The organism is Actinomadura sp. B10D3, from assembly GCF_039871695.1.
GTDB classification, from domain to species: Bacteria; Actinomycetota; Actinomycetes; order Streptosporangiales; family Streptosporangiaceae; genus Spirillospora; species Spirillospora madurae.
Genome location: NZ_JBDPLY010000045.1, coordinates 21,337 through 46,969, shown reverse-complemented (window position 1 = coordinate 46,969; position 25,633 = coordinate 21,337). Strand labels below are relative to the sequence as shown.

General features: G+C 71.9%; 26 protein-coding genes. 18 read left to right on the top strand and 8 right to left on the bottom strand.

The annotated features are described in order from the left end of the window. Nucleotides 1-199 (top strand): hypothetical protein (locus ABGB11_RS39930; RefSeq protein WP_347640763.1); only part of this gene is annotated, 199 nt, incomplete at its 5' end. A gap of 85 nt (nucleotides 200-284) precedes the next feature. Here the strand turns inward: ABGB11_RS39930 and ABGB11_RS39925 are convergent. Then, a complete protein-coding gene (locus ABGB11_RS39925; RefSeq protein ID WP_347640761.1) occupies nucleotides 285-1,226 on the bottom strand; it encodes an AraC family transcriptional regulator in 942 nt (313 codons plus the stop codon). 44 nt (nucleotides 1,227-1,270) lie between these two features. Between ABGB11_RS39925 and ABGB11_RS39920 the strand changes: the two genes are divergently transcribed. From ABGB11_RS39920 to ABGB11_RS39900, 5 genes are all read left to right on the top strand, one after another. After that, a complete protein-coding gene (locus ABGB11_RS39920) occupies nucleotides 1,271-2,152 on the top strand; it encodes an NAD(P)H-binding protein (protein ID WP_347640760.1) in 882 nt (293 codons plus the stop codon). A gap of 411 nt (nucleotides 2,153-2,563) precedes the next feature. Then, the gene (locus tag ABGB11_RS39915; protein WP_347640759.1) at nucleotides 2,564-3,076 is read left to right on the top strand and encodes a hypothetical protein; all 513 of its coding nucleotides are present in this window, start codon (nucleotides 2,564-2,566) and stop codon (nucleotides 3,074-3,076) included. A gap of 142 nt (nucleotides 3,077-3,218) precedes the next feature. Continuing rightward, nucleotides 3,219-3,671: a hypothetical protein gene (locus ABGB11_RS39910; protein ID WP_347640758.1), complete on the top strand. Its 453-nt coding sequence runs from the start codon at nucleotides 3,219-3,221 to the stop codon at nucleotides 3,669-3,671. Nucleotides 3,672-3,817: 146 nt separating this feature from the next. Continuing rightward, nucleotides 3,818-4,459 (top strand): SMI1/KNR4 family protein, encoded by a 642-nt coding sequence (locus ABGB11_RS39905; RefSeq protein WP_347640757.1) that lies wholly within the window; start codon nucleotides 3,818-3,820, stop codon nucleotides 4,457-4,459. A gap of 96 nt (nucleotides 4,460-4,555) precedes the next feature. Further along, on the top strand, nucleotides 4,556-5,038 hold the full coding sequence (locus ABGB11_RS39900; RefSeq protein ID WP_347640756.1) for a hypothetical protein: 483 nt from the start codon (nucleotides 4,556-4,558) through the stop codon (nucleotides 5,036-5,038). Between the two features lie 134 nt (nucleotides 5,039-5,172). Here the strand turns inward: ABGB11_RS39900 and ABGB11_RS39895 are convergent, their stop codons facing one another. Then, complete coding sequence (locus tag ABGB11_RS39895; RefSeq protein WP_347640755.1) at nucleotides 5,173-6,309, bottom strand: serine hydrolase domain-containing protein; 1,137 nt, start codon at nucleotides 6,307-6,309, stop codon at nucleotides 5,173-5,175. 510 nt (nucleotides 6,310-6,819) lie between these two features. Here ABGB11_RS39895 and ABGB11_RS39890 point away from each other — a divergent pair. The 3 genes from ABGB11_RS39890 (at nucleotide 6,820) to ABGB11_RS39880 (ending at nucleotide 9,279) form a co-directional block, all read left to right on the top strand. Next, nucleotides 6,820-7,500, top strand: a complete 681-nt coding sequence (locus ABGB11_RS39890) for a hypothetical protein (protein ID WP_347640754.1) — start codon at nucleotides 6,820-6,822, stop codon at nucleotides 7,498-7,500. Between the two features lie 78 nt (nucleotides 7,501-7,578). Further along, entirely contained in the window at nucleotides 7,579-7,872 is a 294-nt protein-coding gene (locus tag ABGB11_RS39885) for a hypothetical protein (RefSeq protein WP_347640753.1), read from the top strand. A gap of 105 nt (nucleotides 7,873-7,977) precedes the next feature. Continuing rightward, nucleotides 7,978-9,279 carry a cytochrome P450 gene (locus tag ABGB11_RS39880; protein WP_347640751.1) on the top strand — a complete coding sequence of 434 codons (1,302 nt, stop codon included), beginning with the start codon at nucleotides 7,978-7,980 and terminating at the stop codon, nucleotides 9,277-9,279. Here the strand turns inward: ABGB11_RS39880 and ABGB11_RS39875 are convergent. Then, a complete protein-coding gene (locus ABGB11_RS39875) occupies nucleotides 9,266-10,732 on the bottom strand; it encodes an MDR family MFS transporter (protein ID WP_347640750.1) in 1,467 nt (488 codons plus the stop codon). The genes ABGB11_RS39880 and ABGB11_RS39875 overlap by 14 nt on opposite strands. Before the next feature lie 17 nt (nucleotides 10,733-10,749). Further along, complete coding sequence (locus ABGB11_RS39870; protein ID WP_347640748.1) at nucleotides 10,750-11,925, bottom strand: FAD-binding oxidoreductase; 1,176 nt, start codon at nucleotides 11,923-11,925, stop codon at nucleotides 10,750-10,752. Between the two features lie 91 nt (nucleotides 11,926-12,016). Between ABGB11_RS39870 and ABGB11_RS39865 the strand changes: the two genes are divergently transcribed. The 4 genes from ABGB11_RS39865 to ABGB11_RS39850 all read left to right on the top strand — a co-directional run bounded on the left by ABGB11_RS39865 (nucleotide 12,017) and on the right by ABGB11_RS39850 (nucleotide 15,795). Continuing rightward, complete coding sequence (locus ABGB11_RS39865) at nucleotides 12,017-12,664, top strand: TetR/AcrR family transcriptional regulator (RefSeq protein ID WP_347640747.1); 648 nt, start codon at nucleotides 12,017-12,019, stop codon at nucleotides 12,662-12,664. A gap of 30 nt (nucleotides 12,665-12,694) precedes the next feature. After that, nucleotides 12,695-12,979: a GlsB/YeaQ/YmgE family stress response membrane protein gene (locus ABGB11_RS39860; RefSeq protein WP_347640745.1), complete on the top strand. Its 285-nt coding sequence runs from the start codon at nucleotides 12,695-12,697 to the stop codon at nucleotides 12,977-12,979. A gap of 298 nt (nucleotides 12,980-13,277) precedes the next feature. After that, a complete protein-coding gene (locus ABGB11_RS39855) occupies nucleotides 13,278-15,389 on the top strand; it encodes a S8 family serine peptidase (RefSeq protein ID WP_347640743.1) in 2,112 nt (703 codons plus the stop codon). 118 nt (nucleotides 15,390-15,507) lie between these two features. Then, the gene (locus ABGB11_RS39850; RefSeq protein WP_218163944.1) at nucleotides 15,508-15,795 is read left to right on the top strand and encodes an SHOCT domain-containing protein; all 288 of its coding nucleotides are present in this window, start codon (nucleotides 15,508-15,510) and stop codon (nucleotides 15,793-15,795) included. A gap of 8 nt (nucleotides 15,796-15,803) precedes the next feature. Here the strand turns inward: ABGB11_RS39850 and ABGB11_RS39845 are convergent, their stop codons facing one another. Continuing rightward, nucleotides 15,804-16,403, bottom strand: a complete 600-nt coding sequence (locus ABGB11_RS39845) for a MarR family winged helix-turn-helix transcriptional regulator (RefSeq protein WP_347640741.1) — start codon at nucleotides 16,401-16,403, stop codon at nucleotides 15,804-15,806. 374 nt (nucleotides 16,404-16,777) lie between these two features. On the opposite strand from ABGB11_RS39845, the gene ABGB11_RS39840 reads away from it, so the two are divergent. The 3 genes from ABGB11_RS39840 (at nucleotide 16,778) to ABGB11_RS39830 (ending at nucleotide 19,174) form a co-directional block, all read left to right on the top strand. Then, on the top strand, nucleotides 16,778-17,074 hold the full coding sequence (locus tag ABGB11_RS39840) for a DUF3263 domain-containing protein (RefSeq protein WP_347640764.1): 297 nt from the start codon (nucleotides 16,778-16,780) through the stop codon (nucleotides 17,072-17,074). A gap of 19 nt (nucleotides 17,075-17,093) precedes the next feature. After that, a complete protein-coding gene (gene otsB, locus ABGB11_RS39835; RefSeq protein ID WP_347640739.1) occupies nucleotides 17,094-17,927 on the top strand; it encodes a trehalose-phosphatase in 834 nt (277 codons plus the stop codon). Between the two features lie 209 nt (nucleotides 17,928-18,136). Next, nucleotides 18,137-19,174, top strand: a complete 1,038-nt coding sequence (locus ABGB11_RS39830) for a hypothetical protein (protein ID WP_347640738.1) — start codon at nucleotides 18,137-18,139, stop codon at nucleotides 19,172-19,174. A gap of 7 nt (nucleotides 19,175-19,181) precedes the next feature. Here ABGB11_RS39830 and ABGB11_RS39825 read toward each other — a convergent pair whose 3' ends face one another. Then, a complete protein-coding gene (locus tag ABGB11_RS39825) occupies nucleotides 19,182-19,625 on the bottom strand; it encodes a PadR family transcriptional regulator (RefSeq protein WP_347640737.1) in 444 nt (147 codons plus the stop codon). Between the two features lie 635 nt (nucleotides 19,626-20,260). Beyond that, nucleotides 20,261-22,339 carry a serine/threonine-protein kinase gene (locus tag ABGB11_RS39820; RefSeq protein ID WP_347640736.1) on the bottom strand — a complete coding sequence of 693 codons (2,079 nt, stop codon included), beginning with the start codon at nucleotides 22,337-22,339 and terminating at the stop codon, nucleotides 20,261-20,263. On the opposite strand from ABGB11_RS39820, the gene ABGB11_RS39815 reads away from it, so the two are divergent. Then, nucleotides 22,333-22,884, top strand: coding sequence for an RNA polymerase sigma factor (locus ABGB11_RS39815; RefSeq protein WP_021596209.1), 552 nt, complete (start codon nucleotides 22,333-22,335; stop codon nucleotides 22,882-22,884). The two genes, ABGB11_RS39820 and ABGB11_RS39815, sit on opposite strands and share 7 nt — an antisense overlap. A gap of 90 nt (nucleotides 22,885-22,974) precedes the next feature. After that, the gene (locus ABGB11_RS39810) at nucleotides 22,975-24,000 is read left to right on the top strand and encodes a sulfotransferase (RefSeq protein WP_347640734.1); all 1,026 of its coding nucleotides are present in this window, start codon (nucleotides 22,975-22,977) and stop codon (nucleotides 23,998-24,000) included. Between the two features lie 47 nt (nucleotides 24,001-24,047). Here the strand turns inward: ABGB11_RS39810 and ABGB11_RS39805 are convergent, their stop codons facing one another. Further along, nucleotides 24,048-25,550: a trehalose-6-phosphate synthase gene (locus ABGB11_RS39805; protein ID WP_347640733.1), complete on the bottom strand. Its 1,503-nt coding sequence runs from the start codon at nucleotides 25,548-25,550 to the stop codon at nucleotides 24,048-24,050. Nucleotides 25,551-25,633 lie beyond the last annotated feature (83 nt).

The window sequence follows — 25,633 nt, the reverse complement described above, 5'->3', positions numbered from 1 at the left end:
GCTTGCCGGTCTCCTTGACGATCCGCACCGCTCCCTCGCGGAACTCCGGATCAAACCGGCGTCTCTTGTCTCCCACGACCCAACCATCTCTCTGGTTCAGGTCTCCACGCTACGAGGGGAAGCACACCCTCGTGCCGAGCATCCCGTCGCCAGAATCGTGAATGAGTTGGCGGACGATCCGCTAGGCGGCATCCGTTAGATGCTTGCGCTGGGCAGGGTGCCGCATCTGGATGCCAACCTCCGTCGCCGCGGATGCCCACCTCCAGGTTCGTTTCTGGTGGGCCTCAGCGGGATTGCCGGGCGCGTTCTGGGGTTCGGTGGTCACTAGGGCGCGTGCCGCGTAGGCGCTTGAATGCCACGCTCAGTGCGAAGGCGTTGGCGTAGCCCACCTTCTTCGCGATCGTGTCCACCGTCTGGTCGGTCTCGCGCAGCAGGTCGGCGGCCAGGGCGATCCGCCAGCTCGCGAGGTAGGACATCGGCGGTTCGCCGACCAGCGCGGTGAACCGGCGGGCTAGCGCCGCCCGGGAGACGCCCACCTTGGAGGCCAGGTCTGCCACCGTCCACGGGTGGGCGGGCGAGTCGTGCAGCAGCCGCAGTGCGGCGCCTGCGACCGGGTCGTCCAGTGCGCGGCACCACGCCGGGGCGCCGGAGCCGGGGCTGTCGAACCAGGTGCGCAGCGCGGAGACCAGCATGAGGTCCAGCAGACGGTCCAGCACCAGCTGCTGTCCTGGACGCTCCTTGACCACCTCAGCGGCCATCATCTCCACCGGTGGGTTCTGACTTTGCTCGGCCGGCACCAGCAGCACGGCGGGCAGGACCCGTAGCAGTCGGTCGCTGAGTTCTCCCCGACGCTCGAAAGACCCGCTGATCAGTACTGCCGCCGCGTCGGTGAGCGTTCCACAGGTCCGGGCGGGTCCGGAGGCGTCCTCGACGCCTGCGGCGCCTGGGCAGTAGTCGGCGCTGGTCACCACGAGCGAGGGGGTGGTCGCGGGGTCGTCGGCCACTGTGTAGGGCACGTCGCCGCGGATGACGGCGATGTCGCCTACACCGATGGGCGCCGGTTCGTGCTGGTCGGGGACGATCCAGGCGTGGCCGTTCAGCATCGTGGCCAGAGTCAGCGGGGCGCCGCCGGCCATCCGCAGGGCCCAGGGCGGTCGCATGATGGGCCGCCGGAAGACCGCGCCGCGCGCCCGTACGTCAGCCAAGAGCTCTGAGACCGCGTCCACAGGCCCACTGTAGACGCCTAGACATCAAGTGGAGCTTTCCGACCATGGATCGTCTCGGCGGTAGCCGGTTGGCTGGGGCCATGACTGAACATCCGATCCTGGTTACCGGGGCCACGGGGAAGTCCGGCCGCCGCGTCGTCGAGCAGTTGCGGGCCAAGGGCCTAGCGGTCCGCGCGGCCACCCGCAACGGTGAGCACCCCTTCGACTGGAGCGACCGCGGCACCTGGGATGCAGCACTGGAGGGCGTGCGCGCCGTATACATCGTCCAACTGGACGGCACGAAGTTCGTTCGCCCCTTCGTCGAGCGTGCGGTGAGGCACGGGGTCCGGCGGCTCGTGCTGGCCTCTGGGCGCGGGATCGACCGGCCCAATTACGTCAAGGACGACGGTGGCGTCCTGAAAGGCATGCTTGACAGCGAGGACGCTGTACGCGACAGCGGCCTGGAGTGGACGATCAGCCGGCCGGGCTGGTTCGCGCAGAACTTCAGCGAGGGCTTCTTCGCCGATGCCGTTCGTGCCGGTGAGCTGCGGCTGCCCGCGGGCGACGGGGCGGCCGCCTTCGTCGACGCAGAGGACATCGCCGCGGTGGTGGTCGCCGCGCTGACCGAGGATCGGCACGCGGGCCAGATCTATGAGCTGTCCGGCCCTCGGGCGGTGACGCTGACCGAGGCGGCCGCCACGATCTCCGAGGCCGCCGGCCGCGAAGTCCGCTACGTGCCGCTCGCCGTCCAGGACTACGTCGCCGAACTCGTCCAGCAGGGATGGTCGCCCGCAGACGCCGCAAGCTTCGCGGACGTCATCGAGCCCCTGAGGGAGGGCAAGGACGAGTACGTTTCCGACGGAGTGCAGCGCGCCCTCGGCCGCCCACCGCGGACCTTCGCCGAGTTCGCCAAGTCCACCGCCGCCGCAGGCGGTTGGCAGGTCTGAGTTCCCCATCTGAGGACGACCGTCGGTCGTCAAGCCACCGTCCGGCTTCCAGCAGCACCGCGATCCACGCGGATGGAGGGCGCCGCTGAGCAGGGACAATGATCAACGGTTCCACAGTGACACCCGCGCGCGGGGCCGGTTTCATCGGCACCACCTGCGGGGCCGGCGTGCTTCTCATCGTCGAGCGGTCGCCGTCGGAGGCCGGAGGCGTTGGCGGGGCTTGTCGTAGGAGATCCCTCTGGTGGGGGATGGTGGTCGTGCCGGTGGGGGAGGCGAGGACCTGGCCTTGCACGCGATCTTCGAGGCATGACTGATTTCGCTGTCGCTCCTCGTAAGCCGTGGTTGCCTCGGTTGCGGGCTGTCTGGGCTGGTGCGCACGCACCTGTGGCCGGGGTACCGCGCTGGGCGCGAGTGGCTGCGCTGCTCGTTCCGCTCACCGTGTTGCCGTCCAGCCTGTGGCGGATCGCGGCGGTCACCCTCCACTTGCCGATCATGAAGGACGTGGGGCCGGACGCCAGTGGTGACCTACCGTCGTGGATGCCGCTGGAGCTATACGTGGTGCTGCTCTCGGTGTTCTCGGAGTTGCTCGCGTTCACCGCCGTGGGGCTCGTCGCGACATGGGGCGAGGTGTTCCCTCGGTGGATTCCCTTCCTGCGTGGACGCCGGGTGCCGACGCCCGTGGCCGTGGTGCCGGCGGCTCTCGGCGCAACCATCCTGACCATCCTGTGGACGTGGTCATGCGTCGCATTGGCGCTTGGACGAAATGTGGCGGGACGTCCGTTGGGGGCCAACGCTCCTCTCAACACCGACACCTGGCAGGGCATCGTCGCCATCGTCTGCTACGTGCCGTTGGTCGCTTGGGGGCCTCTCCTCGCCGCCGTCACCGTCGCCTACTACCGGCGTCGGACTCGCACGAGGCTCTGAACAGGCCCCGCCGCTGCGGTCGGACGACCGGGCGGTCTGGGTGGCCGCCCTGCTTGCGGGTTGACCGGCGACAAACAACGCCGGTCTGGGGCAGGGCGATTGCAGTGAGTCGCCGGCAGCGCCGGTGGCTAGTGTCGCGATCATGGAAATCGAGGAGATCGACGATATGTGGCGGGTCGCTGTGGCCGACCGCGACCTCGCCGCCTTCGAGAAGCTGCTGCGGCACAGTGCGGCGAGCGAGGCGGCTGAACCGCGAGGGCTCCTGCTATTGGGCGGCGATGGCGATGTCCCGTTCGCCGTGGACACCCCGTGGGGTGTGTCGACCGGGTGCGAGCCTAATGGCGACCCGCCGAAGCGCACTAGTCGGTTCCTTAGCGAGCTGCACGTCAGCGTCAATGCGCTCGGTACCCGTCGTAGCGTGGCGGCACTCGACGCGGTGAACCGGCGGCGCGCGCAGTCCCAAGGGGCGTCCGGCAGCCGCAGCAGGTGCTTGGGCAGATCGGCCGCCACCGACCCCAGTTTGTCGCTACCACCGCAATCCCCAGCACCGCTTCCAGCGGATGCCGGATCCCGCGTGGGTCGCGCGGGCCGATGATGCCCGCCGGCATCTCGAGCGCGACGAAACCTGAGGTTGGGCTTGCGGAACTGGCGCCGGTGACCTTCTTGTCCTGATCGTGGCAGCATGAACCTTCGTGATCATGGACGGAGGGCCGTCCTCTGTTACTGGACGTGGAGCGGCGGGTGGACGTGGTGCGAGAGTCGTGGCGGCGTATTGAGCGCTGGATAGCGTCCGAGCCTGCGCTGCCCCCGGTGGAGGAGATGTTCAACCCGCCTGCGGCGTTGACGGAGATTGATGCGGCGGAACGGGCGCTTGGCCATTCGTTCCCGGCGTCATATCGAGCGTCATTGCTCGTGCACGACGGTCAGATCGAGACCGGCTACGTGCCGCACGAGTGGTTGCCAAACGGGATGTACCTGCTCACACTGCGGGAGACCGTGGCGCTGTGGCGGGAGGAGCGGGCCGCTGAGACCCGGTTCGGCAACGAAGGAGACTTCGAGGGGATGGAGGAGGACACCGGCGAGTCCGACCGCGTTCGTGACTTCCCGACTGTGACCGCGGCCGGCCGTCTGCCGATGGCCCAGAACGAGGGGATCTCCTACATGTACCTCGACCTGGTTCCCGGCCCGGCGGGCAACCGTGGTCAGGTCATCTACACCAGGGACGAATGTTCATTCTCGGTGGCGGGCTCGGACTTCGCGGATTTCCTGAGCCGGTACGCAGACCTCCTCGAACGCGGTGAGGCGCGCTATGACGCCGAGAGTTATGACGCGGTGGTACCAACGGACGAACAGGCCACTTGGGAAGACCTGCTATGTGGCTGAACGCCCTAGGCGCTTGCTGGTAGGCGCAGCAGCGGGGCACGTTACCTGGACGGCGCCATCATGGCCGTCCCGCCCGCGATCGGAACCGCGGAGGCGTTGATCCTGTTCAGCGGACCGCAAGCAGACTTCGAGGCGCACAAGGCCATGCTCGGCGCGCTCGGCAGCACCACCTACCTGGGTGCCGACCATGGGTTGGCATCGCTCTACGACGTGGCCGGACTGACCATGATGTGGGGCATTCTGAACGCCTGGCTCCAAGGAACCGCCTTGCTCGGGACGGCCGGCGTCGACGCCGCGACGTTCACGCCCTTCGCCCAGCAACTCGCGTCCGTTGTGGTCGAGTGGCTCCCCGGATATGCCGAGCAGGTCGACAGCGGCTCCTACCCGGCTGAGGTGTCAGCGCTGGAGACGGACGTCCGGGCGATGACGCACCTGATCGAGGAGAGCGAGGCGGTGGGCGTCAACGCCGAAATGCCGAAGCTGTTCAAGGCGATCGCCGACCGCTCGATCGCCGCCGGGCACGCCGGGGAGCAGTATCCCGTGCTGGTCGAAGAGTTCCGCAGGCCTCGGAACGCCTGAGTTCAGCCCCGGCCGATCGTCCGGCCCCGAAAGCGAGCCCCGGCCTCGGCCAACGGCACGAGGCCGGAGCTTCCTGGGCGTTGGCCGGACGGCCGGGGCGCTGCGCGATGCACCAGAGGACTCGCGAGCGCTGGTCAGTTGTCGCAGAGGGCGGTGGGGAGCACCTTCTCCATGGCCTCGTCCAGCGTCGGGCCGCCGCCTGGGTTCAGGTTGACCATCACCGTGGCCTGCTTGCGGTGCTTGATGGCGCCTGCGCGGACGCTGAATCCGAGCATGTCGCCGTTGTGTCCCCAGAAGCCCTTCTTACAGGCCGCGGAGCCCTTGACGGGGAACCATTCCAGACCCAGCCCGTACTTCGAGCCCGATGTCCGTCCTGTGGGAAGAGCGTCCATCATCTCGTGGAGTTGGGCCGGCTTCAGAAGGCGTCCATGCAGCAGGACCGAAAGGAAGCGGTTGATGTCCGAGGCGCTGGAGACCATTCCGCCTGCTGCTCCGCCGACGGTCGGGTTGAGGCGGGTGATGTTCACGAGGTCGTCCCCCGGCCGCACGTACCCCTCAGTGTGAGGGAGAGGGAGGTCGGGCACGTCGGTCGGCACTTCGGTGTCGTCCAGTTCGAGCGGGTCGATGATGCGCCGCCGGATCTCCTCGCCATACGTCTTCCCGGTGACCCTTTCGATGATCATGCCGGCCAGGAGGTAGTTCGTGTTGGAGTAGCCGAACTTCTCGCCGGGACGGAACTCCCGGGGGTGGGGGAGGGCGATGTCCACGAGTTCCCGTGCCTCCCAGTGCCGGAGCGGGTCCTCGAGGACGTCCAGCGGGGGCATGTACTTCAGCACGTCCGGCAGCCCGCTCCTGTGCTGGAGCAGCTGGCGGACGGTGATCTCCCGCCCGTCGTTGTCGGCGCCGCGCACCACACCGGGCAGGTAGCGCTCCACCGGGGCGTCGAGATCGATCCGGCCCTCGCCGACGAGCTGGAGCACCGTGGTGGCCGTGAACGGCTTGGTCAGGCTTCCGATCCGGAAGTGGCTGCGGGGGTCAACCGGCGCGTTCGTCTCGATGTCGGAGACGCCGCTGGTGATCACCAGCTCGTGGTCCCGGTCGGTGTCGACCCGCGCGAGCGCGCCCGGCGCTCCGTCCGGTCCGGTGAGCCGGTGCACGGCCTGCCGCAGCTTCGAGTGGCCGGACGCCTCCGCCGGGGCGGACGTCTCCGCCATGACGGTGGAGGCCGTGACCGCCACGGCCAGCGCCGCCGCGGCCGTACTCTGGAGCAAGACTTTCCTTGTGATCATGGATCGTCACGCTACGTATCGGCGCATCGGCCGCACATCCATCGTGTGAGCCATTCGCGCGCTCACACCCGAAGGGGAGTGGGAGACACCCGGGGGAGTTAGACCGGAGCGACACGGTTGATCACCTGTCCGACCCAGAAGGGCCGTGAGCACGGCGTCTCCTGCAAATGGACTTCGCTTACCGCTCGGGATCATGCACTATATTCCCGAGTCGCTTTCCGGGGTGTCCTCCGGGAGTCTGTGACGACACCCGCCGGAGGAGTTCCAGTGACAGGTCCCGCCGGTCCGCCGCCATGGAGCCAGGGCGGACGACGGCCGCCGCCCGTTCCGCCGCCGCTTCCGCCGCCCCCGCGCGGGCCTTACGGGGCGCCGCCCTGGGAGCAGGGTCCGCCACCGCCGCCTCCGCCGCGCCCGCCCGGGCCCTACCCGCCACCGCCGTCCCGTGGTGCACGAGGCATCCGGAGGCTGAACCCCTTTCTCGCGGCACGGGCGGTGTTCCGGCCGTCGCGCCCGGACCTGATCACCGACTCGCGGGTCCGGAAGCTCCAGGTCGCCCGCGCCTGGGCGGGCATCGTCGTGACACTCGCCGTGGCCGTGGTCTACAAGGCCACCGCTCCCGACGCACTGGCGAGCGAGCGGTTCAACGACGCCTGGCTCAACGTGCTGATCCTCACCTGCGCGCTCCCGCTGGTGGTGGGCGGTTTCATCATGGCCGCCCGGCCGCCGAACCGGGGCGCGTTCGCGCGCAGGCTCCGCTACCCGCTGATCGCGGTCGGGGCGATGTTCGGCTCCATGTTCACCTTCGCGCTCGCGATGGCGCCCGAGTTCGAAGGCCTGCGAGACGCGGCCGGGCCGATCGTCCTGATCCCCGGAGGCGTGATCCTGTTCCTGTGGATGGCGCCTTTCGCGCTGTACGGAATCGTCCTGTCGCTGACGAACGTGTTCCGGACGGCCGACATTCACGAGTTGGTCCCGCCGCTGGTCAGCGTGTCGGCGTCCTGGGTGATGGCGGTGGTCAACTTGTTCACCAACGCCTATGAGGGCGTGCCGGGCACCCTGGCCACAGCGCTGTTGCTGGGCGCGCCGCTGACGGTGTCCGCGCTCGCCTACTACGAATTGCGCAGGCTGCGACTCCGGCACAGCATTACGCTGCGCAACACCCTTCTGCGCTGATCCAAGCCGGCAACCCCCGCGGGCCGTCCGGGACTTCATCGGCGTGAACGCTTCAGCGGTCTCGCGGAGAAATGGGCCATGATTCCGGACGGTGTCGACGTCCTGGTCACGCACGGGCCGCCGCTCGGGATCGGCGACGCGAACGCCTACCCGGGACGGCACGGGTGTGAGGATCTGCTGGCCCGGGTGCGGGAGGTCCGTCCCAAGCTGCACATGTTCGGCCACATCCACCAGGACGGCGGGCTCTGGCGCCACGGGGAGACGACCTTCGCGAACGTGACCACGTGGGAGTGCGAGCGCGGCGCCACGGTGGTCCGGCTGGAGGCCTCGGGTGCCGTGGGCGAGATCGTGCCGCCGGCACGAGCCCTCTGAACCGCGGACACCGTAGCCGGGCACCGCATCTCAATGGTGTGCGCGGCCAATGCCCGGGACCACCGCGGGGTTGTCGGCGGCTGGGCCGCTTCCTACGGTTGGGGCATGACGCAGACGGGTGTTGCGGGGCCGGCCGCGGGCGTGGACGCACTTCGGTGGTGGGGGCGGATGGCCCGGAATCCGCTGCGGACGTACGTCGACCTTTCGGCCCGGTACGGGGACGCCGTCCGGGTGCCGTTCGGGGTGAGGCGCGCGTTCTACCTGTTGTCGCGGCCCGAGCATGCCGAGCGCGTTCTCGTCGCCAATCAGGACAACTACGTGAAGGCGTTCACCTATCGGCCGTTGCGCGCCGTTCTCGGGGACGGCCTGCTGACGAGCGAGGGGGAGACGTGGCGGCGGCACCGGCGCGTCGTCCAGCCGGTCTTCTCGCACCGGCACGTCGTCGGGTTCGCGCCGCAGATGGTGGAGACGACCGAGCAGATCGTGCGGCGATGGCCGGACGGAGTGGCGCTCGACGTGGCGGCCGAAATGCGGAAACTGACGCTCGGAATCGTGGGCCGCGCCCTGTTCGGAAGTGAGCTGAGCGGCGAGGCCGGACGGACGGGCCGCGCCCTTGAGGCCCTTCAACGAGGAGCCGTCGTCGGGACGTTCCTGCCGAGAGCGACCGCGAAGCGAGGCGTTTACCGGCGGGTGCCCGGCCTCGGCGGCGCTCTCGGCCATCTTGAGGAGATGGTGCAGCGGGTCGTCCGGGGGCCGTCCGGTGGAGAACTGCTGAACCTGCTCAAAGAGAGCGGGCAGTTCGACGAAGAGGAATTGCGGGACGAGGTCCTGACGCTCCTCCTGGCGGGCCACGAGACGACGGCGGCCTCGCTGGCCTGGACGTTCATGCTGCTGTCGAGGTATCCGGCCGCCAGGGAACGGCTGGAGAGCGAGGTCGATGACGTTCTCGGCGGCAGGGAGCCGAAAGCCGAGGACGTCGACCAGCTGCCCTGGACGAAGGCCGTCCTGTCGGAGGCCATGCGCCTGTGCCCGCCCGCCTGGACGATCGAGCGCGATGCCGTCGATGACGACGAGCTCGCCGGGGTGCCCGTCCCGGCCGGAGCGACCCTGGCCGTCCCGCCCTATCTGATCCATCGCAATCCCGGCGTCTGGCCCAATCCCGAAGGTTTCCAGCCGGAGCGGTTCATGGGCGAGCAGCGGCGCTCCCGCTACGCGTACCTGCCGTTCGGAGGCGGGCGGCGGATCTGCGTGGGCGCCGGTTTCGCGATGCTGGAGGCGACCCTGGTGCTCGCCACGATCAGCCGGACGCACCGGCTCGACCTTCTGCCGGGCACGCGCGTGCCCGGCCGGGCGGAGATCACGTTCCGCCCGGCCGGGCCGGTTCCCGTGCGGGTCATCCGGAGGTAGGCGCCGCGCGCCGCGGCAGCAGCAGCGCAGGGACGACGGCCAGGGCCCCGATCGCGAGGGCGGCCCAGAAGGCGTGCCCGAAGGCGGTCGCGAGGAGCGGGGCGACGGCGGTCCGGGCCGCGTCCGGCAGCGGGGCCAGGGCGGCGCCGGCCGTCGCGGGCGCCTGCGCGGTGATCTCGTGCTGCAGGATCACGGCGAGGGCGGTGGTCCCGACGGAGGCGCCCATCCGCTGCAGGGTGTTGATCGCGCTGGTCGCCCGCGGGATCATCGCCGGCGGCAGGCCATGGTAGGCGGCCGCCATCGACGGCATGATCGTCGCGCCGAGGCCGAGACCGATGACGAACAGGGCCGCGGCCAGCAGGACGGGCGAGGTGTCCGCGTGGATCTGCGTGTAGGCGACGGTGCCCAGCAGGCCGAGGACGACCCCCGCGGGGACGACGAGGCCGGCGCCGACGCGGTCGGTCACCCGTCCGGCCAGCGGCATGGCGACGGCCGCGCCCAGCGCCTGCGGCGCGAGGAGCAGGCCGGTGGCCAGCGGGCCGTGGCCGCGGACGACCTGCCAGTACAGCGGCAGCAGGACCAGGACGCCGAACAGCGCGACCGCGACGACGACGTTGGTGACGGCGGCCGCGGCGAAGCCCCGCTCGCGGAACAGCGCGATGTCGATCAGGGCGGAACGGCCCCGCGCGTGCAGGACGTACAGGACGACGAGCGCGACGGCGGTGCCCAGGATCGTCCAGGTGCGGACGGCGTCGAGGGCGCCGGGACGTCCGGCCTCGGTGGTGCCGTAGACGAACGCCGTCACGCCGCCGCACAGCAGGATCAGGCCCCGGACGTCCAGCCGGGCGGGCCGCCCCTGCGCGGCGGGCAGCAGGCGCAGTGCGGCGGCGATGGCGGCGGCCCCGAGCGGCAGGTTGACGAGGAAGATCCAGCGCCAGCCGCCGGTCGAGATGATCAGGCCGCCGACGATCGGCCCGGCGACCGACCCGAGCAGCATGGGCAGGCCGATGAAGCCCATCATGCGGCCCATCCGGGAGGGCCCCGCGGCCTGCGCGAGGATCGTCTGCGCGACCGGGATGATCATGCCGCCGCCGATGCCCTGCAGCACGCGGAAGCCGATCAGGGCGGGCATCGACCAGGCGAGGCCGGCCAGCGCGGAGCCGAGGAGGAACAGCCCCAGCGCGCCGATCCAGACGCGGCGGGCCCCGAACCGCTCGGTCGCCCAGCCGGTGACCGGGATGACGGCGGCCAGGCCCAGCATGTAGCCGGTCAGGACCCATTGGACGGACGTGATCGAGGCGCCGAAGTCCTCGGCGAGCGTCCGGGTGGCGACGTTGACGGCGGTCGCGTCGATCACCGACATGACGGCGCCGAGCACGACGACCAGGCCGATCGTGACGAGGTTGCGGTCGAGCTTCCCGGACGAGGCAGGGGCGGAGGTGAGCGTGGTCATGGCAGGTTCCTCGCATTTCAGGCGGGCTGGATGTTGTGGTTGCGGTGGAACACGTTCTGCGGGTCGTAGGCGCGCTTGACCTCGCGCAGCCGCCGGAGGTTCTCCGGGGTGTAGGCGTCGGCCGTCCTGGACGTGTCGTGCAGGAAGTTCAGGAACGAGCCGCCGGTCGCGTACGGGGCGAGCCCCGCGTCGGGGCCGTCGACGGTGAGGGAGAAGGGGACGCCGCGGTGCCCGACGGGACCCGCGTCCGCGCCCGGACGGGCCATCGCGCCGCCCCAGTGCTTGACCTCGATCCCGGCCGCGTCGCTGGAGGCGATCGCGTCGATCAGCGCGTCGGGCAGGTCGGCGTACAGGTGGAAGTGCTGCGGCGGGGTGCCGCCGAGCGACTCGGTCTCGGCGTACGGCATCGTCCGGAAGGTGTCCTCCAGGGGAGGTCCGGCGGCGTTCCGCAGTGATCGCAGCGCCCGCGCGCCGTCCGCCGCGGACCCCGCGTACACGCCGCGGACGGCGACGACCCGGCCGTGCGCGGGGTGGTCGGTGAGCGCGACCGAGACGGAGAGGGCGTCCGGGCGGAGGTCCGCCTCGTCCCGGAACCGGGTGAGGACGGCGGCGGCCCGTTCGGCGGGGTGGAGCGCGACCCCCGCGTAGACCGTCGAGACGGGCTGGAGCCGGAACTCCAGTGACGTCACGACGCCGAAGTTGCCGCTGCCGCCGCGCAGCGCCCAGAACAGGTCGCCGTGGTGGCCGGCGTCGGCGGTCAGGTGCCGTCCGTCCGCGGTGACGATCTCGGCGCGCAGCAGGTGGTCGGCGGCGAACCCGTACCGGCGGGACAGCCAGCCGACGCCGCCGCCGAGGGTGAAGCCGGTGACGCCGACCGACGCGTGCGAGCCCGACAGCGGGGAGAGCCCGACCGGCGCGGCGGCGGCGATCACGTCGCTCCAGCGGGCCCCGGCGCCGGCCCGGGCCACGCGGCGGGACGGGTCGACCAGCACCCGGGACATCCGGGACGTCTTCAGCAGCATCCCCTCGTCCGGCGGGACGACCGTGCCGTGCCCGGTGGCCTGGACGGTGAGCGGGACGCCCAGCTCGCGGGAGGCGAGGACCGCGGCGCGGACGTCGGCGGACCCGGTCGCCTCGACGACCAGCGGGCCGGCGGAGCGGGCGGCGGTTCCGAGGGCGGTGGCGGTGCTCATGGCGGCTTCCTTCCGGAGGATTTTTCTCCACTTTCAAGCACCGTAACACGGTCCGGAGGATTTGTCTCCACTTATTTGCTACGCTCGGCGCATGGGAACGAAGGAGCGGCCGCTGCGGGCCGACGCGCGCGACAACCGTGAACGGATCCTCGCCGCCGCCCGGGAGGTGTTCGTCGAGCAGGGGCCGGGCGCGCCCCTGGAGGACGTCTCGCGGCGCGCCGGCACCGGCATCGCCACCCTCTACCGGCGCTTCCCCGACCGGAAGGCGCTGATCAGGGCGGTCGCGCTGGACGCGCTGCGGCGCACGACCGAGGAGGTCATGTGCGCCCGGGACGAGGAGCCGAGCGCCTTCGCCGCGCTCGTCCGGTACATGCACCGCGTCCTGGACATCGGCATCGGCGCCGTGTTCCCCGTCCTGCTCAACGAGATCCCGTTCGACGACGAGGAGATCGCGGCCGTCCGCGACGAGGGCGTCGCCGTCATGCGCGAGCTCGTCACCACCGCCCAGAAGGACGGCGACCTGCGCCCGGACGTCACCCATGCCGACGTCGGGATGATGCTCGTCCGGCTGTCGCGCCCGATGCCCGGACCGATGCCGCCGGAGACGGGCGCGGAGCTGGCGCACCGGCACCTGGACCTGATCGTCGACGGGCTGCGCGGCGGACGGCCGTCCGAGCTCGGCGGACCCGCCCTGACCTTCGACGACCTGCGGTCCATGCGGGACGACCCGGCCACGTGACGACCCGCCTGGATTGGGCACAGGCAGGGCATGAACATCACAGGGATCATCACCGCGATCGTCATCGGCGCGATCATCGGTGCGCTCGGCCGGCTGCTGCTGCCCGGACGCCAGTCGATCGGCGTCATCATGACCGTGGTCGTCGGCATCGTCGCCGCGATCGCCGGGACGGCCATCGCGCAGCAGGTCGGCGTGGACACCACCAACGGGATCGACTGGATCGAGCTGGTCTTCCAGATCGGCCTGGCCATGATCGGCGTCGCGATCGTGGCGAGCTTCCGGAACCGCCGCAGGCACCGCCGCTACGAACGCTGAGCCCCGGCCCGGCGGGGACGCGCCGACACGCCCATGTGGGCGGGTTAACATTCCCTCGCGGTCCGGGTTACCGGCGGGTAGCGAGAAGCCCGGCCGGCCAGGGCGAGGGGGGCGATCCGGGCTGTCCCGGACCGTGCCCTAATGTGCCGAGTGCCCGGGCCGTGGCAGGTTCGCGTGGCAGAATGTCACCCGCCGTGGAGCGCGGCGGTCTGCCGGAGGGAGGTGCGGCGGCGTGTCCGGAGCCGGTCGACGCCGTCCTGCGCGTACCCGGCGGACGCACCCGCGCCCGGCACGCCCGGTGCCCCGGCTCGGATCCCGCGCGACCGCGGCCCTGACCGCCGTCACGCTCGGCGCCGCCGTGGCGGTGCCGGTGGCGATGATCCCCGGCGCCCCCGTCGGAGGGCACGCCGTCCGCGGGGCCGCGGCCGGTGCCGCCGCACCGCTGCGCGCCGCGCCGACCGACCAGATCCGCTCCCGCGAATGGCACCTGGACGCGCTGCGCGCCCAGAAGGCGTGGCGGTACTCCCGGGGGCGCGGTGTCACCATCGCCGTCCTCGACACCGGCGTCGACCGGCGCCACCCCGACCTCACCGGGCACGTGATCAACGGGCCCGATCTCACCGGCGGCCTGCGCAAGCCCGGCAGCCGCTACTGGGGCCTGCACGGGACGTCGATGGCGAGCATCATCTCCGGCCACGGCCACGGGCCGGGCCTGGCGCAGGGGATGATGGGCGTCGCGCCGCTCAGCCGCGTCCTGTCCATCCGCGTCACGCTGGAGAACGACGACCCGCTGCGGCGCGACAACGGCCAGCAGGCCGGCACCGGTGACCGCGACGCCGTCGCGCAGGGCATCCGGTACGCCGTCGACCACGGCGCCCAGATCATCAACATGTCCCTCGGCGGCGGGCGGCAGTCCTACAACGGCACGCCGTCCCAGGAGAAGGCGATCAGGTACGCGCTCGGCAAGGGCGTCGTGCTGATCGCCTCGGCGGGCAACGACGGCTCCGGCGCGAACCGCAGGAACTTCCCCGCCGCCTACCCGGGTGTGATCGCCGTCGGGGCGCTCGACCGCAGGCTGCGCCTCTGGAAGGACAGCAACCGGCGCTCCGGCGCGGCCGTCTGCGCGCCCGGCGTCGAGATCGTCAGCGCCGACGCCAGCAACGGCTACGTCGTCGGGACGGGCACCAGCGCCTCGTCGGCGATGGTCGCCGGGGTCGCCGCCCTCGTGCGCGCCCGCTACCCGCGGCTCAGCCCGGACGAGGTCAGGCGCGCGCTCATCCAGGGGTCCCCGGCCCGCGCCGGCCGCCCGACCGGCTCGGCCACCTGCCGCGGGACGGTCGACGCCGTGCGCACCCTCGTCGCCGCCAACGAGATCAACAAGACCTCCAGCGGCCCGGTGGAGACGCCGCCGCCCCCGGCCTCCACGCCGGAGCCCGCCGCGGCGTCGCCGGTGCGCGACTCCGGCGTCCTGCTCCCGCTCGTCCTCGGCGGCGGTGGGCTGCTGATCGTCCTCGGGCTGGTGCTCGGCTGGCGGCAGCGGCGCCGCCCGGAGGAGGACACCGGCGACACCGACGCGGTCGCCGACTACGGGCTGCCGTCCGCCCCGCGCGCGCCGGTGTCCGCCGTTCCGTCCGGGGCGTCCACGCCGGCGGCGCCCCGCCCGGCGCCCACCGTCGCGCCCGTCAACGCGCCGCTGTTCCAGAACAACGAGGTGTACCCGGGGCCCGCCTTCGGCGAGGAGGCCCCGTCGCCGGACGCGCGGGAGGTGCCCCAGCCCGCCCCCAGCCCGCTGGACGCGCCGCTCTGGGACGTCCCGGCCGACCCCGCTCCGGCTCCGGCCGACCCCGACCCGGGCGGTTCCCCGTGGGACGGGCAGGAGCCGCTCCCGCCCATCGAGCCGAAGGGGCCACCGGTGATGCCGGGCGAGTTGCGCCCCTTCGTCCCCGGCGAGTTCCGGGTGAACGGCGGGAACGGGAACGGGGTCCGGAACGGCCACGACGTCCTCAACGGCAACGGCCACAACGGGACCGGCGGCGACGGCGCCGCCCTGAACGGTGCCGGCCTGAACGGCTCCCCGGCGAGGAGCGAGCCGTCGGCGCTCGATGACGACGACTGGGAGGCGTTCCGCCGCGGCGCCCTCGACATGCCGGGCGTCCCCGAGGGCGGCACCGCTCCGCTCTCCGCGGTATCCCCGGAGCCGGCCGACGAGCCGCCGCCCCCGCCCGTACCTCCGGCGGACGAGCCGTCCACCGGGGCCTTCCCCGCCGTCCCGCCGCCCGGCGCCACCGACCATGGGCCGCCGGACGGGCCCCTCCCGCCGCAGGACCAGGCCGGTGACGAGCCGCGCGGCCGGCACTCGCGCGGTGCGCGTCCCGCCGACGACGAGGACTACCGGCCACCCTGGTGGTGACCGCGGTACTCCGGCGGGCGTAGCGCGGGTGCCTCCGGCCAGACGATGCGGGGGCCCGTACCCGTCGCCGAGCATCGACGTATCCGAACACAGGAAGGGTCGATGAACCATGTTGACGATGTTGGCGACGCAGGTGACGGAGATGGGTCCGGGCGGTTGGCACGACGGCGACGCCCCCGCGTTCTGGCCGGTCTTCCCGATCACGTTCGGCCTGTTCTGGCTGGCCGTGCTGGGGACCGCGTTCTACTTCATCCGCCGCAGGATGAACACGACCGCCACGGCCGCCGCCGCGGCGGCGGACCCGATGGCCAAGGCGCGGTCGGTGCTCGCCGAGCGGTTCGCCCGCGGCGAGATCGACGAGGACGAGTACCTGATGCGCATGTCGGCGCTGCGGAACGGGGACTGACGCGGCGCCTACTCGGCGCCCGCCTCCTGGAAGATCCGGTCGACGCCGTCCGGGTACATCGGTGCCCGGACGGCCGCGTCGGCGAAGCGGGTGAGCAGCCGCGCGAACTCGGCCCGGTCCCGCGCCGGCCAGCCCGCCATGAGCTCGTCGAGGTAGGCGCGGCGGAACCGGTCGGAGACCTGCTTGACGCGCCGCCCGGCCTCGGTCAGCCCGAGGTTGGCGCGGCGCGCGTCCACGGGGGACGGGCGCCGCGACACCAGGCCGGCGTCGATGGCGTGCCCGACGAGCCGGCTCGCGGTGGACGGGTCGATCTCCAGCCGCTCCGCGACGGCGCCGACGGTCACCTCGCCCGCCTCCTCCGCGTCGGCGGGGGCGTCGTCGCCGAGCGCGGCGACGGCGTTGACCACCATGAGGTTCGACAGCTGCAGCGGGCGCCCGTCGGCGCAGGCGGACGTCTGCGCGCGGATCCGCTTCACGAGGTCGGGCTTGGCCCAGACGCGGCGCAGCCGGAACAGCGCGGTGGCGATGTCGGAGAGGTCGGGGTCGTTCCCGTCCGGCGGCGCGTCCGGCTCGGCGGGCCGTCCCGTGGCGGGAGTCTCCGTCGCCATGTCAGGTCTCCGTTCCATGGTCGCCGTGGCCGGGCGCCGGACGCTGCGGACCACCCACTGTAACGCATGTAGTGTGCATATTTACTGCGCACCGCCGGGGCACTCCTTCCCCACGAGACACACGACGCGAAAGAGCCCCAGGTGAGCAGGGATGTGATGCACTGAACCACCGGTTCCGGTTCCCGGCGAACGCCGGTACTTGTCGGCCCGGACGCGTAGCATGGCACCCGCCCGAACCCGGACGACCCGGGATCAGTAACCACAGAGGGGACCTGATGCGAGCGGCGAACGCCCCCGGTGGCCCCCCTGGTGACGTCCCCCCGCGGGACGGATCCACGGACCACGCACCCCCGAGACCCCCGGCCGAACCCGGCATCGGCGACGAGGAGGGCGGCGCGGACGACGCCGCCTTCAGTGCCGGCCGGCTGTCCGAGCGCGACCGCCAGATCCTCGCCTTCGAGCGGCAGTGGTGGAAGTACGCCGGAGCCAAGGAGCAGGCCATCCGCGAGCTGTTCGACATGTCGGCGACGCGGTACTACCAGCTCCTCAACATCCTGATCGACCGACCCGAGGCGCTGGAGTGCGACCCCATGCTCGTCAAGCGCCTCCGCCGGATGCGGACACAGCGGCAGCGGAGCCGCGCCGCGCGCCGACTCGGAATCCGGCCCTGACCTGACCGACACTGGTCACGTGAACTCTCCCCGCTCTGTGACGGCCGCCGGTGCGGACGGCCTTGACGCGATCGGTAAGAATCCGGCCGGGGCCGTGCTCGGCTTCGACTTCGACGGCACGCTCGCGCCGATCGTGGCCGACCCGGCGTCCGCGAGGGCCCATCCGGGCGCCGCCCCGGCCCTGGCCCGGCTGGCCCCGCTGGTCGGCTCGCTGGTGATCGTCACCGGACGTCCCGCCGCGGTGGCCGTCGAGTACGGCGGGTTCGAGGGCATCGACGGCCTCGTCGTCCTCGGGCAGTACGGGCTCGAACGGTGGGAGTCCGGCGTGCTGACCGAGCCCGAGCCGCCCCCGGGCGTCGCCGAGGCCCGCGCCAAGCTACCCGGCGTCCTCGCCGCGGCGGGCGCGCCGCCGGAGACGTTCGTCGAGGACAAGGGGCAGGCGCTCGCCGTGCACACCCGGCGGTGCGCCGAACCGGAGGTCGCGCTCGAACGGCTGCGGAGCATCATCGCCGCGCTCGCCGAGCGCACCGGGCTCACCGTGGAGCCCGGACGGCTCGTCCTCGAACTGCGCCCGCACGGCATGGACAAGGGCAAGGCGCTGCGCTCGTACGTCGACGAGTTCACCGGCGCGCGGGGCGCCCGCCCGTCCGCCGTGCTGTTCGCGGGCGACGACCTGGGCGACCTGGCCGCGTTCGACGCCGTCGACGCGCTGCGCGCGGAGGGCGTCCCCGGCGTGCTGGTCTGCAGCGGCTCGGCCGAGGTGACCGCGCTCGCCGAGCGGGCGGACGTGGTGACCGACGGCCCGGCGGGCGTCGTCGAACTCCTGGAGACGCTCGCCGGCTCCCTCTCCTGAAGGACGGGCCTTACCGCACGCCCTGACTGGGCCGCCCCGGGCCGCCCGGATTGTTGGCGGAGTGACAAGAGTCGTGATCGCACTTGTCGTATCTCGCGCGACTCTGCGGGCGGCGGTGGACCAGCGGTCCAATTGAGCCAAAATATGGTGAATTGCGGTAAGTGTGGTGTGACGGGGAAGCCACACGGACGACATGGGGAGGCTAGACGGTGGACACCCAGGCGGGACTTCCGCGCCGTCCAGGCGAGATCAGGCACACGCCTTCCCAGGGCATACCGAAGGCCACGCCGCGGGAGGGGACCCCCGTACGGCCGCCGGGCGCACCGATCCCGCCGGACGCCCCGCAGCGCCCGATCGTCCAGACGCCGCCGTCCGCGCAGACGCCGCGGCCCGCGCAGACGCCGCCGCGCGTCTGGGGGACGCCTCCGCAGTCACCGCCCGAGCGCACGACGCGAGCCACCGTCAGAGACGTCCAGAAGGAGCGCAACTCCACCACGGGACCGATGGGCGTCCACGAGACCAGCGGCGTCCAGGTGCGGCTGGGCTCGCGGGAGCGCGAGCGGCAGCGCCAGGCGCGCCGGCGCGCGGGGCGCCGCGGCGGTCTCGTCGCGGCGGGCGTGCTCGCCCTGGCCGGCCTGGTCACGGCCGGGCTCGTGCTGACCCCCGGCTCCGGCGGCGACTCCGGGCTGGACGCCGCGGCCGCCGGCGGGCGGCCTCCCGGCGCCGGCGGCGAGCTGCCCCCCGCGGGCACCCCGATCACCGTCGGCACCGCCGACGGCTCCAAGTACCGGATCGCGACCGTGACGTCCGGGGTCAGCGAGGGCGTCGTGACGACGTTCCAGTCCACCCCGCCGTCCGGGACGTCGTTCCCCTACATCGAGTACATCCTCAGCAACCCGACGTCGCAGAAGGTCCTCCTCGACTTCCCGGGCGACGTGTTCGTCAAGGGCGACCTCGTCGCCCCGAATGCCCGCGGGCGCTGCATGCCGCAGGCCGGCGTCCCCGAGGAAATGTGCACGCCGCCGACCAGGAGCCAGGTCGTCCGGCGCCTCTCCGGCGGCGCGCTCATCCCGGGCGAGGGCGGCGACAAGTACATCCCGCCGGGCGCCGCGTACCTGGTGCGCGCCACGGTCGACGTCCCCGTCGACCAGAGCGTCAAGCGCTCGGACATGGGCCTGTACGTGTGGAAGCAGCTCTACATGGCCGACCAGCTCGCCAAGCAGGCCCCCTTCCCGAACGGACGGTGAAACCGGCTCACTCCGCCTCGGGGTCGTCGGCGAGGATCCCGTACAGGCGGCGGCGGGAGTTGTTGACGACCTCCAGCGCACGCGCCTTCTGCGCCTCGCTGCCGACGGCCATCACCTGCTGCAGGGCGACCATCAGCTGGCCGATCGCCTCACGCCCGCGCAGGACGTTCTCGCCGGCGGCCTCGGTGACCTCGTCCCAGGGGGCGGTGGTCTGCGCCGACGCCTCCTCGCGTCCCGCATCGGTGAGGGAGAACAGCCGCTTGCCGCCGTCCTCCTCGCTGCTGACCAGGCCCTCGTCCTCCAGCATCTGCAGGGTCGGATAGACCGACCCGGGGCTCGGCCGCCAGACACCACCGGTGCGCTCGTCCAGCTGCTGGATCATCTCGTAGCCGTGCATGGCCCGCTCGGCGAGCAGGGCCAGCAGGGCGGCCCGGACGTTCCCGCGCCGCATCCGCCGTCCGCGCCCACCACGGCCCCGATGCCCGGGCCCCCAGGCCCCGAACGGATCTCCGCGCCGCCCACGCTCCTTGGGCCCCCGGAACCCGCCGCCACGTCCTCTCATCATGTGCTCATGCATCGCAGTCTCCTTAACTATCGATCGGTTGCGACGCATCAACGATATATCGCTGACAGGATGATGTCCAGTTGCGTTGACCCATGGGGGCGACCTCCTGGATATCCCGTTACGGCGCAGGCGATCCTCCCGCCGCGGTTGCGGACTGTCGTGCCCGTTCTGACATGCGCGGCGTCGCTGCGATCGCCTGCGTCGACGGGCATGCGCGTTCCGCCCGCTGCACTCGCCCCACGCGCCTGCCTGTGCCCCCGGCTGAGCTTCGAACCCCAAACCAAGCCATCGCGTCTGCTTTGAGAGCGCTCTTTGTAGTGCACGCTCGTTGGGCTCTTGGAGTGGTGGTGAGCGTGGGCGCGGGGCTCAGCCCGTGACTCGCGGGTCGGGCGGCCGGAGGGCGCTCTGCGCCCGGAGGTCGCCCGACCCGACGGGCGGGGAGCCGGTTCACGAGACGCGCCAGCGGATCGGGAAACGGTTGCCCGCCCGCAACGGGGGTTCCAGGGGGTCGCCCCCCTGGGTTAAAGAGCCGCCTTCAGGTTGTCGAGGATGTCCTTGGTGGCGTCCCGGTCGTCGGTTTCCTTGACGCGGATCCACAGGCCGAACTTGCCGGACTTGTCCTTGAGGCCGACCTCGGTGACCGAGGGGGTGCCGGTCTTGCAGGCGGTGAAACGGGTGATCGTTCCGCTGAGGGCGCCGTCGGGGGTGGTGTAGTTCTCCGGGGCGGCCTTCGTGCACTGGGAGTGCTGGGCGGCGCTCGGCGGGGGGAGCTGGCCGGGACGCACGTCAGTGGTCACGCCGACGAAGACGCCGGGGCCCTTGCCGTTGCCCAGGAACGCGGCCTTGTTCGGTGTCGCCCGCAGGACGGGCCGCGGCTGGGCGTCGTTCAGGTTGACGGTGGACGGGGTCCACGTCTGCTCCTGGTTCTGCTTCGGCCAAGCCTTCGGCACCGCCGTCTTGATCTTGCCCGCGGCGTCGGAGACGGCCACGAAGTCCTTCGGGATCGCGGGGGTCTTCTTCTCTTCCTTCTCGCCGTCGTCGCCGGAGAACAGCAGGCCGAGCATCAGCCCGCCGATCAGCGCGACCACCAGCACGACGACCGTGATGATCAGCGGCGTGACGAACTTCTTCGGCGCGCCGCCGCCCTGCTGCCCGCCGCCCTGGACGGGGCCGGGAGGCGGCGGCTGGAAGCCGGTGGGCGGCGGGCCGAAGGGCTGTCCGCCGCCCTGGCCCATCGGCTGCTGCATCGGGACGCCCTGCGGGGCGCCTTGCGGGGCGCCGTTCTGCGGGGGCGGCTGGGTCGGGAACACCGAGGTCTTGTCGTCGCGCGGCACCGGCGCCTGCGGCTGGGCCTGGTACGCGATCGTGCGGTCATTGTCGTTGTCGGGGGCGGTGGGCTGCTCCGCCTGCCCGAACGGCGTGGCGCGCCCGCTCGGGCCGTCCACGATGGTGGCCTCGCCGTCCTGCGGCCTTTGCGGGACGCGCATCTCGGAGGTGTGGACGTCGTCCTCGCCGGGACGGTCGAACCGCGTGGCGGGCGGGACGCCCGGGCCGGGGCCCGGCTGCGGCGCGGGCTGGGGGGTGGGCTGCGGCGCGGGCTGCGGCGGCTGGGCCTGGCTGCCGTCGCGGTAGAAGTCCTGGACGGTCGCGTCCGCGTCGAGCTGCGGCGTGTAGGCGGGCACCTGCGCCGGCGCCTGCGCGGCCGGACCCGGCGCGGCCGGACCCGGCGCGGCGGGGGCCGGTGCGGACGTCGGCCGCAGCGTGGACAGCGCCTCGGCGAACGCCTCGGCGGTCGGCCACCGCTTCTCCCGCTCGACTTCCAGCGCCCGCAGGACGACCTGGTCGAACGCCGGGGACAGTCCCTCGCGCATCTCGCTCGGCGCCTTCTTCACGGGCGCCGGGCCCGGGGGGCGTCCGGTGACCATGTGGTACGTCAGCGCGCCGAGCCCGTACACGTCGGCGCGGACGTCCAGCCCGCCGCCGAAACGCGCCTGCTCCGGCGACATGTAGCCGGGCGTGCCGACCGGCAGGGTGAAGGCGCCGGACGCGTGCGCGAGCGCCTTGGCGAGGCCGAGGTCGGCGATGAGGAGCTTCTCGCCGCCGTCCGGTGTCGACTGGAACAGCACGTTGGAGGGCTTGAGGTCCCGGTGGATCACGCCGAGGGTGTTGATCACCTCGACGCCGTAGGCGATCTGCTCGGCGAGCGCAATGGCCTCGTTGACCGGAAGTGGCCGTTCGCGCATCCGGTCGCCGAGCGTGCCGCGGTCCGCGTACGACATCACGAAGTAAGGGCGCCCGTCGGGCAGCTCGCCGATGTCGTGGACGCGGACCAGCCGCTCGGAGTCGGCGCGGCGCAGGATCCGGGCCTCCTCCAGGAAACGGTTGCGCACGTCGAGATCGTCGATCAGGCTCTCGTTCAGGACCTTTATGGCGACCTGGGAATCCAGGGCGTCATCCTGGCCCAGCCACACAGAGGCGAACGCACCCGAACCCAGGACGCGATCGATTCGGTAGCGGCCTACTGAAGGTGGGAACGACACTCCCGTATCATCCCAGCAAACGGGGTGAGCGCGCGAACGAGCATTGAGGCGGCATGGCATTCGACGAAAGGACTGAGGAGCTGGCGGTTCGGGCGGCCCAGGGCGACCAGGGTGCCCTCAACGAGCTCCTCCGCAGGATCGAGCCTGACGTGCTGCGGCACAGCTCCCGGTTCCTGCCCTGCCGGCAGGACGCCGAAGAGGCCTGCCAGGACGCGCTGCTGCAGGTGGCACGGAACATCCACCGGTTCGAGGGCAGGTCGCGGTTCAGCACCTGGCTGCACGTCGTCGTCGCCAACTCCGCCCGCTCCACCTACCGGTCGCTGAAGCGCCGCTCGGTCGAGCAGGCCGGCGAGCTCCCGCAGCAGCGCCCCGACCCGCGCCGGACCAGCGTCATCGCCGGGTCCCGGGTCGACATCCTGGACGCCATGGAGGACCTGGAGGCCCGCAAGCCCGACCTCATCCAGGCACTGGTGCTGCGGGACGTCTCCCAGCTGGAGTACGCCGAGATCGCCGAGCAGCTGAAGCTCCCGCTCGGCACGGTCAAGTCCCGTATCCACGAAGCCCGCAAGCAGGTCCGGCAGACGCTCGGGGAGTCCTACACCTGACCGGACGCCCGTCAAAGGTCGGTCATCGGGCGGCAACGGTGCGTCCAGGACCGGGGCTGTGAGCTGGGTCTCTGCACCAGCATGCGGTGCATGTCACCTGGACAGGCGCCCTGCCACGACCGCCCGCTCTTCATCTTCGGCTGCCCCCGCTCGGGGACGACGCTGCTGCGGCTGATGCTCCACTCGCATCCCCGCCTGGCGATCCCCGCGGAGACGAAGTTCGTCCTGCCCGCCTATACGGCGCGGTGCGAGTTCGGTGACCTCCAGGAGAGCAAGAACAGGCGGCGGCTCGCCGAGTGGATCATCGGGGACCGGTCCACCAAGGTGCACGCGCTCGGCATGGACCCCGACCGGCTCATCGAGGAGATCGAAGCCGGGCCGCCGACGCTCGGCTCGGCGATCGGCATCGTGTTCCGCGCCTATGCCCGCCTGCACGGCAAGCAGCGCTGGGGCGACAAGCGCCCGAGCTACTCCCAGCACGTCCCGACGCTGCTGCGCCTGTTCCCCGACGCCCAGTTCGTCCACCTCGTCCGGGACGGGAGGGACTGCGTCGCGTCGCTGCTGGAGATGCCGTGGTTCGACGGAGACGTCCACCACGCGGTCTGCGCCTGGCGGGAGACGATCGACCGGGGCCGGCGGCTCGCCGAGCGCCTCGGCCCCGACACCTACTACGAGCTGCAGTACGAGCGTCTCGTCGCCGACCCGGGCGACGAGCTGACCCGGCTCTGCACGTTCCTCGACGAGGACTTCGACCCGGCGATGACGCACCCCGAAGGGCTCGCGAAGCGGATCGTCCCGTCCCGCAAGCGATGGCACGAGCGGACCCACGAGGCCGTCACCACCAGCCGCATCGGGGCGTGGGCGGAACGCCTCGACCCCTGGGAGATCAGCCTGGCCGAGGCGGCGTTCGGCGAGCGGCTCGCCGAGTACGGGTACGAGCCGAGCGGCCTGCCGAAGCCGCCCCCGGCCCAGCTCGCCCGCTTCACGCGGACCGCCGCCCACCGCCGCATGGCGCAGAGCAAGGCCGCGCTGCGCGAACGCTGGAAGCAGCACCACGAACCCAACCCGGTCGCGTCCCTCCTGTCCGCCGAACGGTCCACCAGCAGCGCGCCCTGACCCGGCTCGCGGCGCGCCGCCCTCATCGCCCGGTGGACGGCGCGCCGCTACCCGGCCGGGTCCAGGGCGGCGAGCTGGTCGGCGAACCAGCGCTGCGGAGGCAGCGCCGTCGCCGCCGCCGCGAGCCGGGCGCAGCGTTCGGCCCGCCGGGCGCGCGGCATGAGCAGGGCCTGATGGAGGGTCTCCGCCGTCTGCGACACGTCGTACGGGTTGACCATCAGCGCGTCCTCGGACAGCTCCGCCGCCGCGCCCGCCTCCCGGGACAGCACCAGCGCGCAGCCGTGCCGCGACAGGACGGGCCCCTCCTTCGCGACGAGGTTCATGCCGTCGCGGATCGGGTTGACGAGCAGGACGTCAGCCAGACCGTAGGCGGCGAGGGAACGCGGGTAGTCGTCGTTCACCTGCAGGATCAGGGGATCCCAGTCGGGCGTGCCGAACTCGTCGGAGATCTGCTTCGCCATCCGCTGGACGGCCGCCGTGTACTCCCGGTACTCGGGAAGGTCGTAGCGGGACGGGTACGCGAACGCCAGGTGGACCACGCGGCCGCGCCATTCCGGATGGTTGACGAGCAGTTCGCGGTACGCGGCGAGCCCTCGCACGATGTTCTTGGACAGTTCCGTCCTGTCGATCCGCACGATGAGCTGCCGATCGCCCACCTGCTCGCGCAGTGCGCGCGCCCGTTCGGTGACGTCTTGTTCTGCCGCGCGCTGGCGCAACGCCGTCCCGTCCACGCCGAGACCATGCACGCCCACGTGAGTGGTGTGTCCTGCACAGGTGACCGTGCGGGCAGACCGATCGACGCGCGCCCCAGGTAGAAACTCGCAGCAGTCGAGGAACGCCGACGCCCACCGCTCGGTGAGGAACCCTGCGTGGTCAGCGCCGAGGATGCCGAGAAGGATCTGCGTACCGATGTCCTCTGGGAGAAGCCTGTAGTACTCAGGCGGCGCCCACGGCGTGTGAGAGAAGTGGACGATCCTCAGATCGGGACGGCGGTCACGCAACATCCGCGGTGCCAGCGACAGGTGATAGTCCTGCACGGCCGCCTTCGCGCCCTGGGAGGCGTCCCGTGCGAGAGCGTTCGCGAAGGCCGCGTTGTACGCCTCGTAGGACTGCCAGTCGCGCCGTGAGCGAGCATCGAAATGCGGGCTGCGCGGTGTGTCGTACAGAAGGTGGTGGACGAACCACAGCGTCGAGTTGGCGACGGCGTTGTACGCACGGTGGAACGTCGCCTCGGGGATGTCGAGCATCCGCACCGCGGCGCCGCCGGTCTCGTAACCCGCGAGGTCCAGGCGGCCGTCCGGTGACCGGCGAGCGGCCGTCCGATCGGCCTCTCCGAGGCTCGCGCACACCCAGAGGACGTCCGGATCCCGGCCGGCCGGTTCCGCGTGCGTGCCGGCCGGGCGCGGCGGCCCGGGGTCGCGCGGCGCGCCCGTGACGGCGGCGAGCCCCGACACCAGCCCGCCGCCCCCGCGCCGCATGGTGAGCTCCCCGTCCTCCGACAGCGAGAACGAGACCGGCCCCCGGTTCGATGCCACCAGCACTTGGCTCATGACGGCAGGGTCTCAGTTGAGGCCGAGGCCCTTCAAAGTGACCCGCGTGGCATGCGTCACCGCGCGCCCCGCCGCCGGTTAGC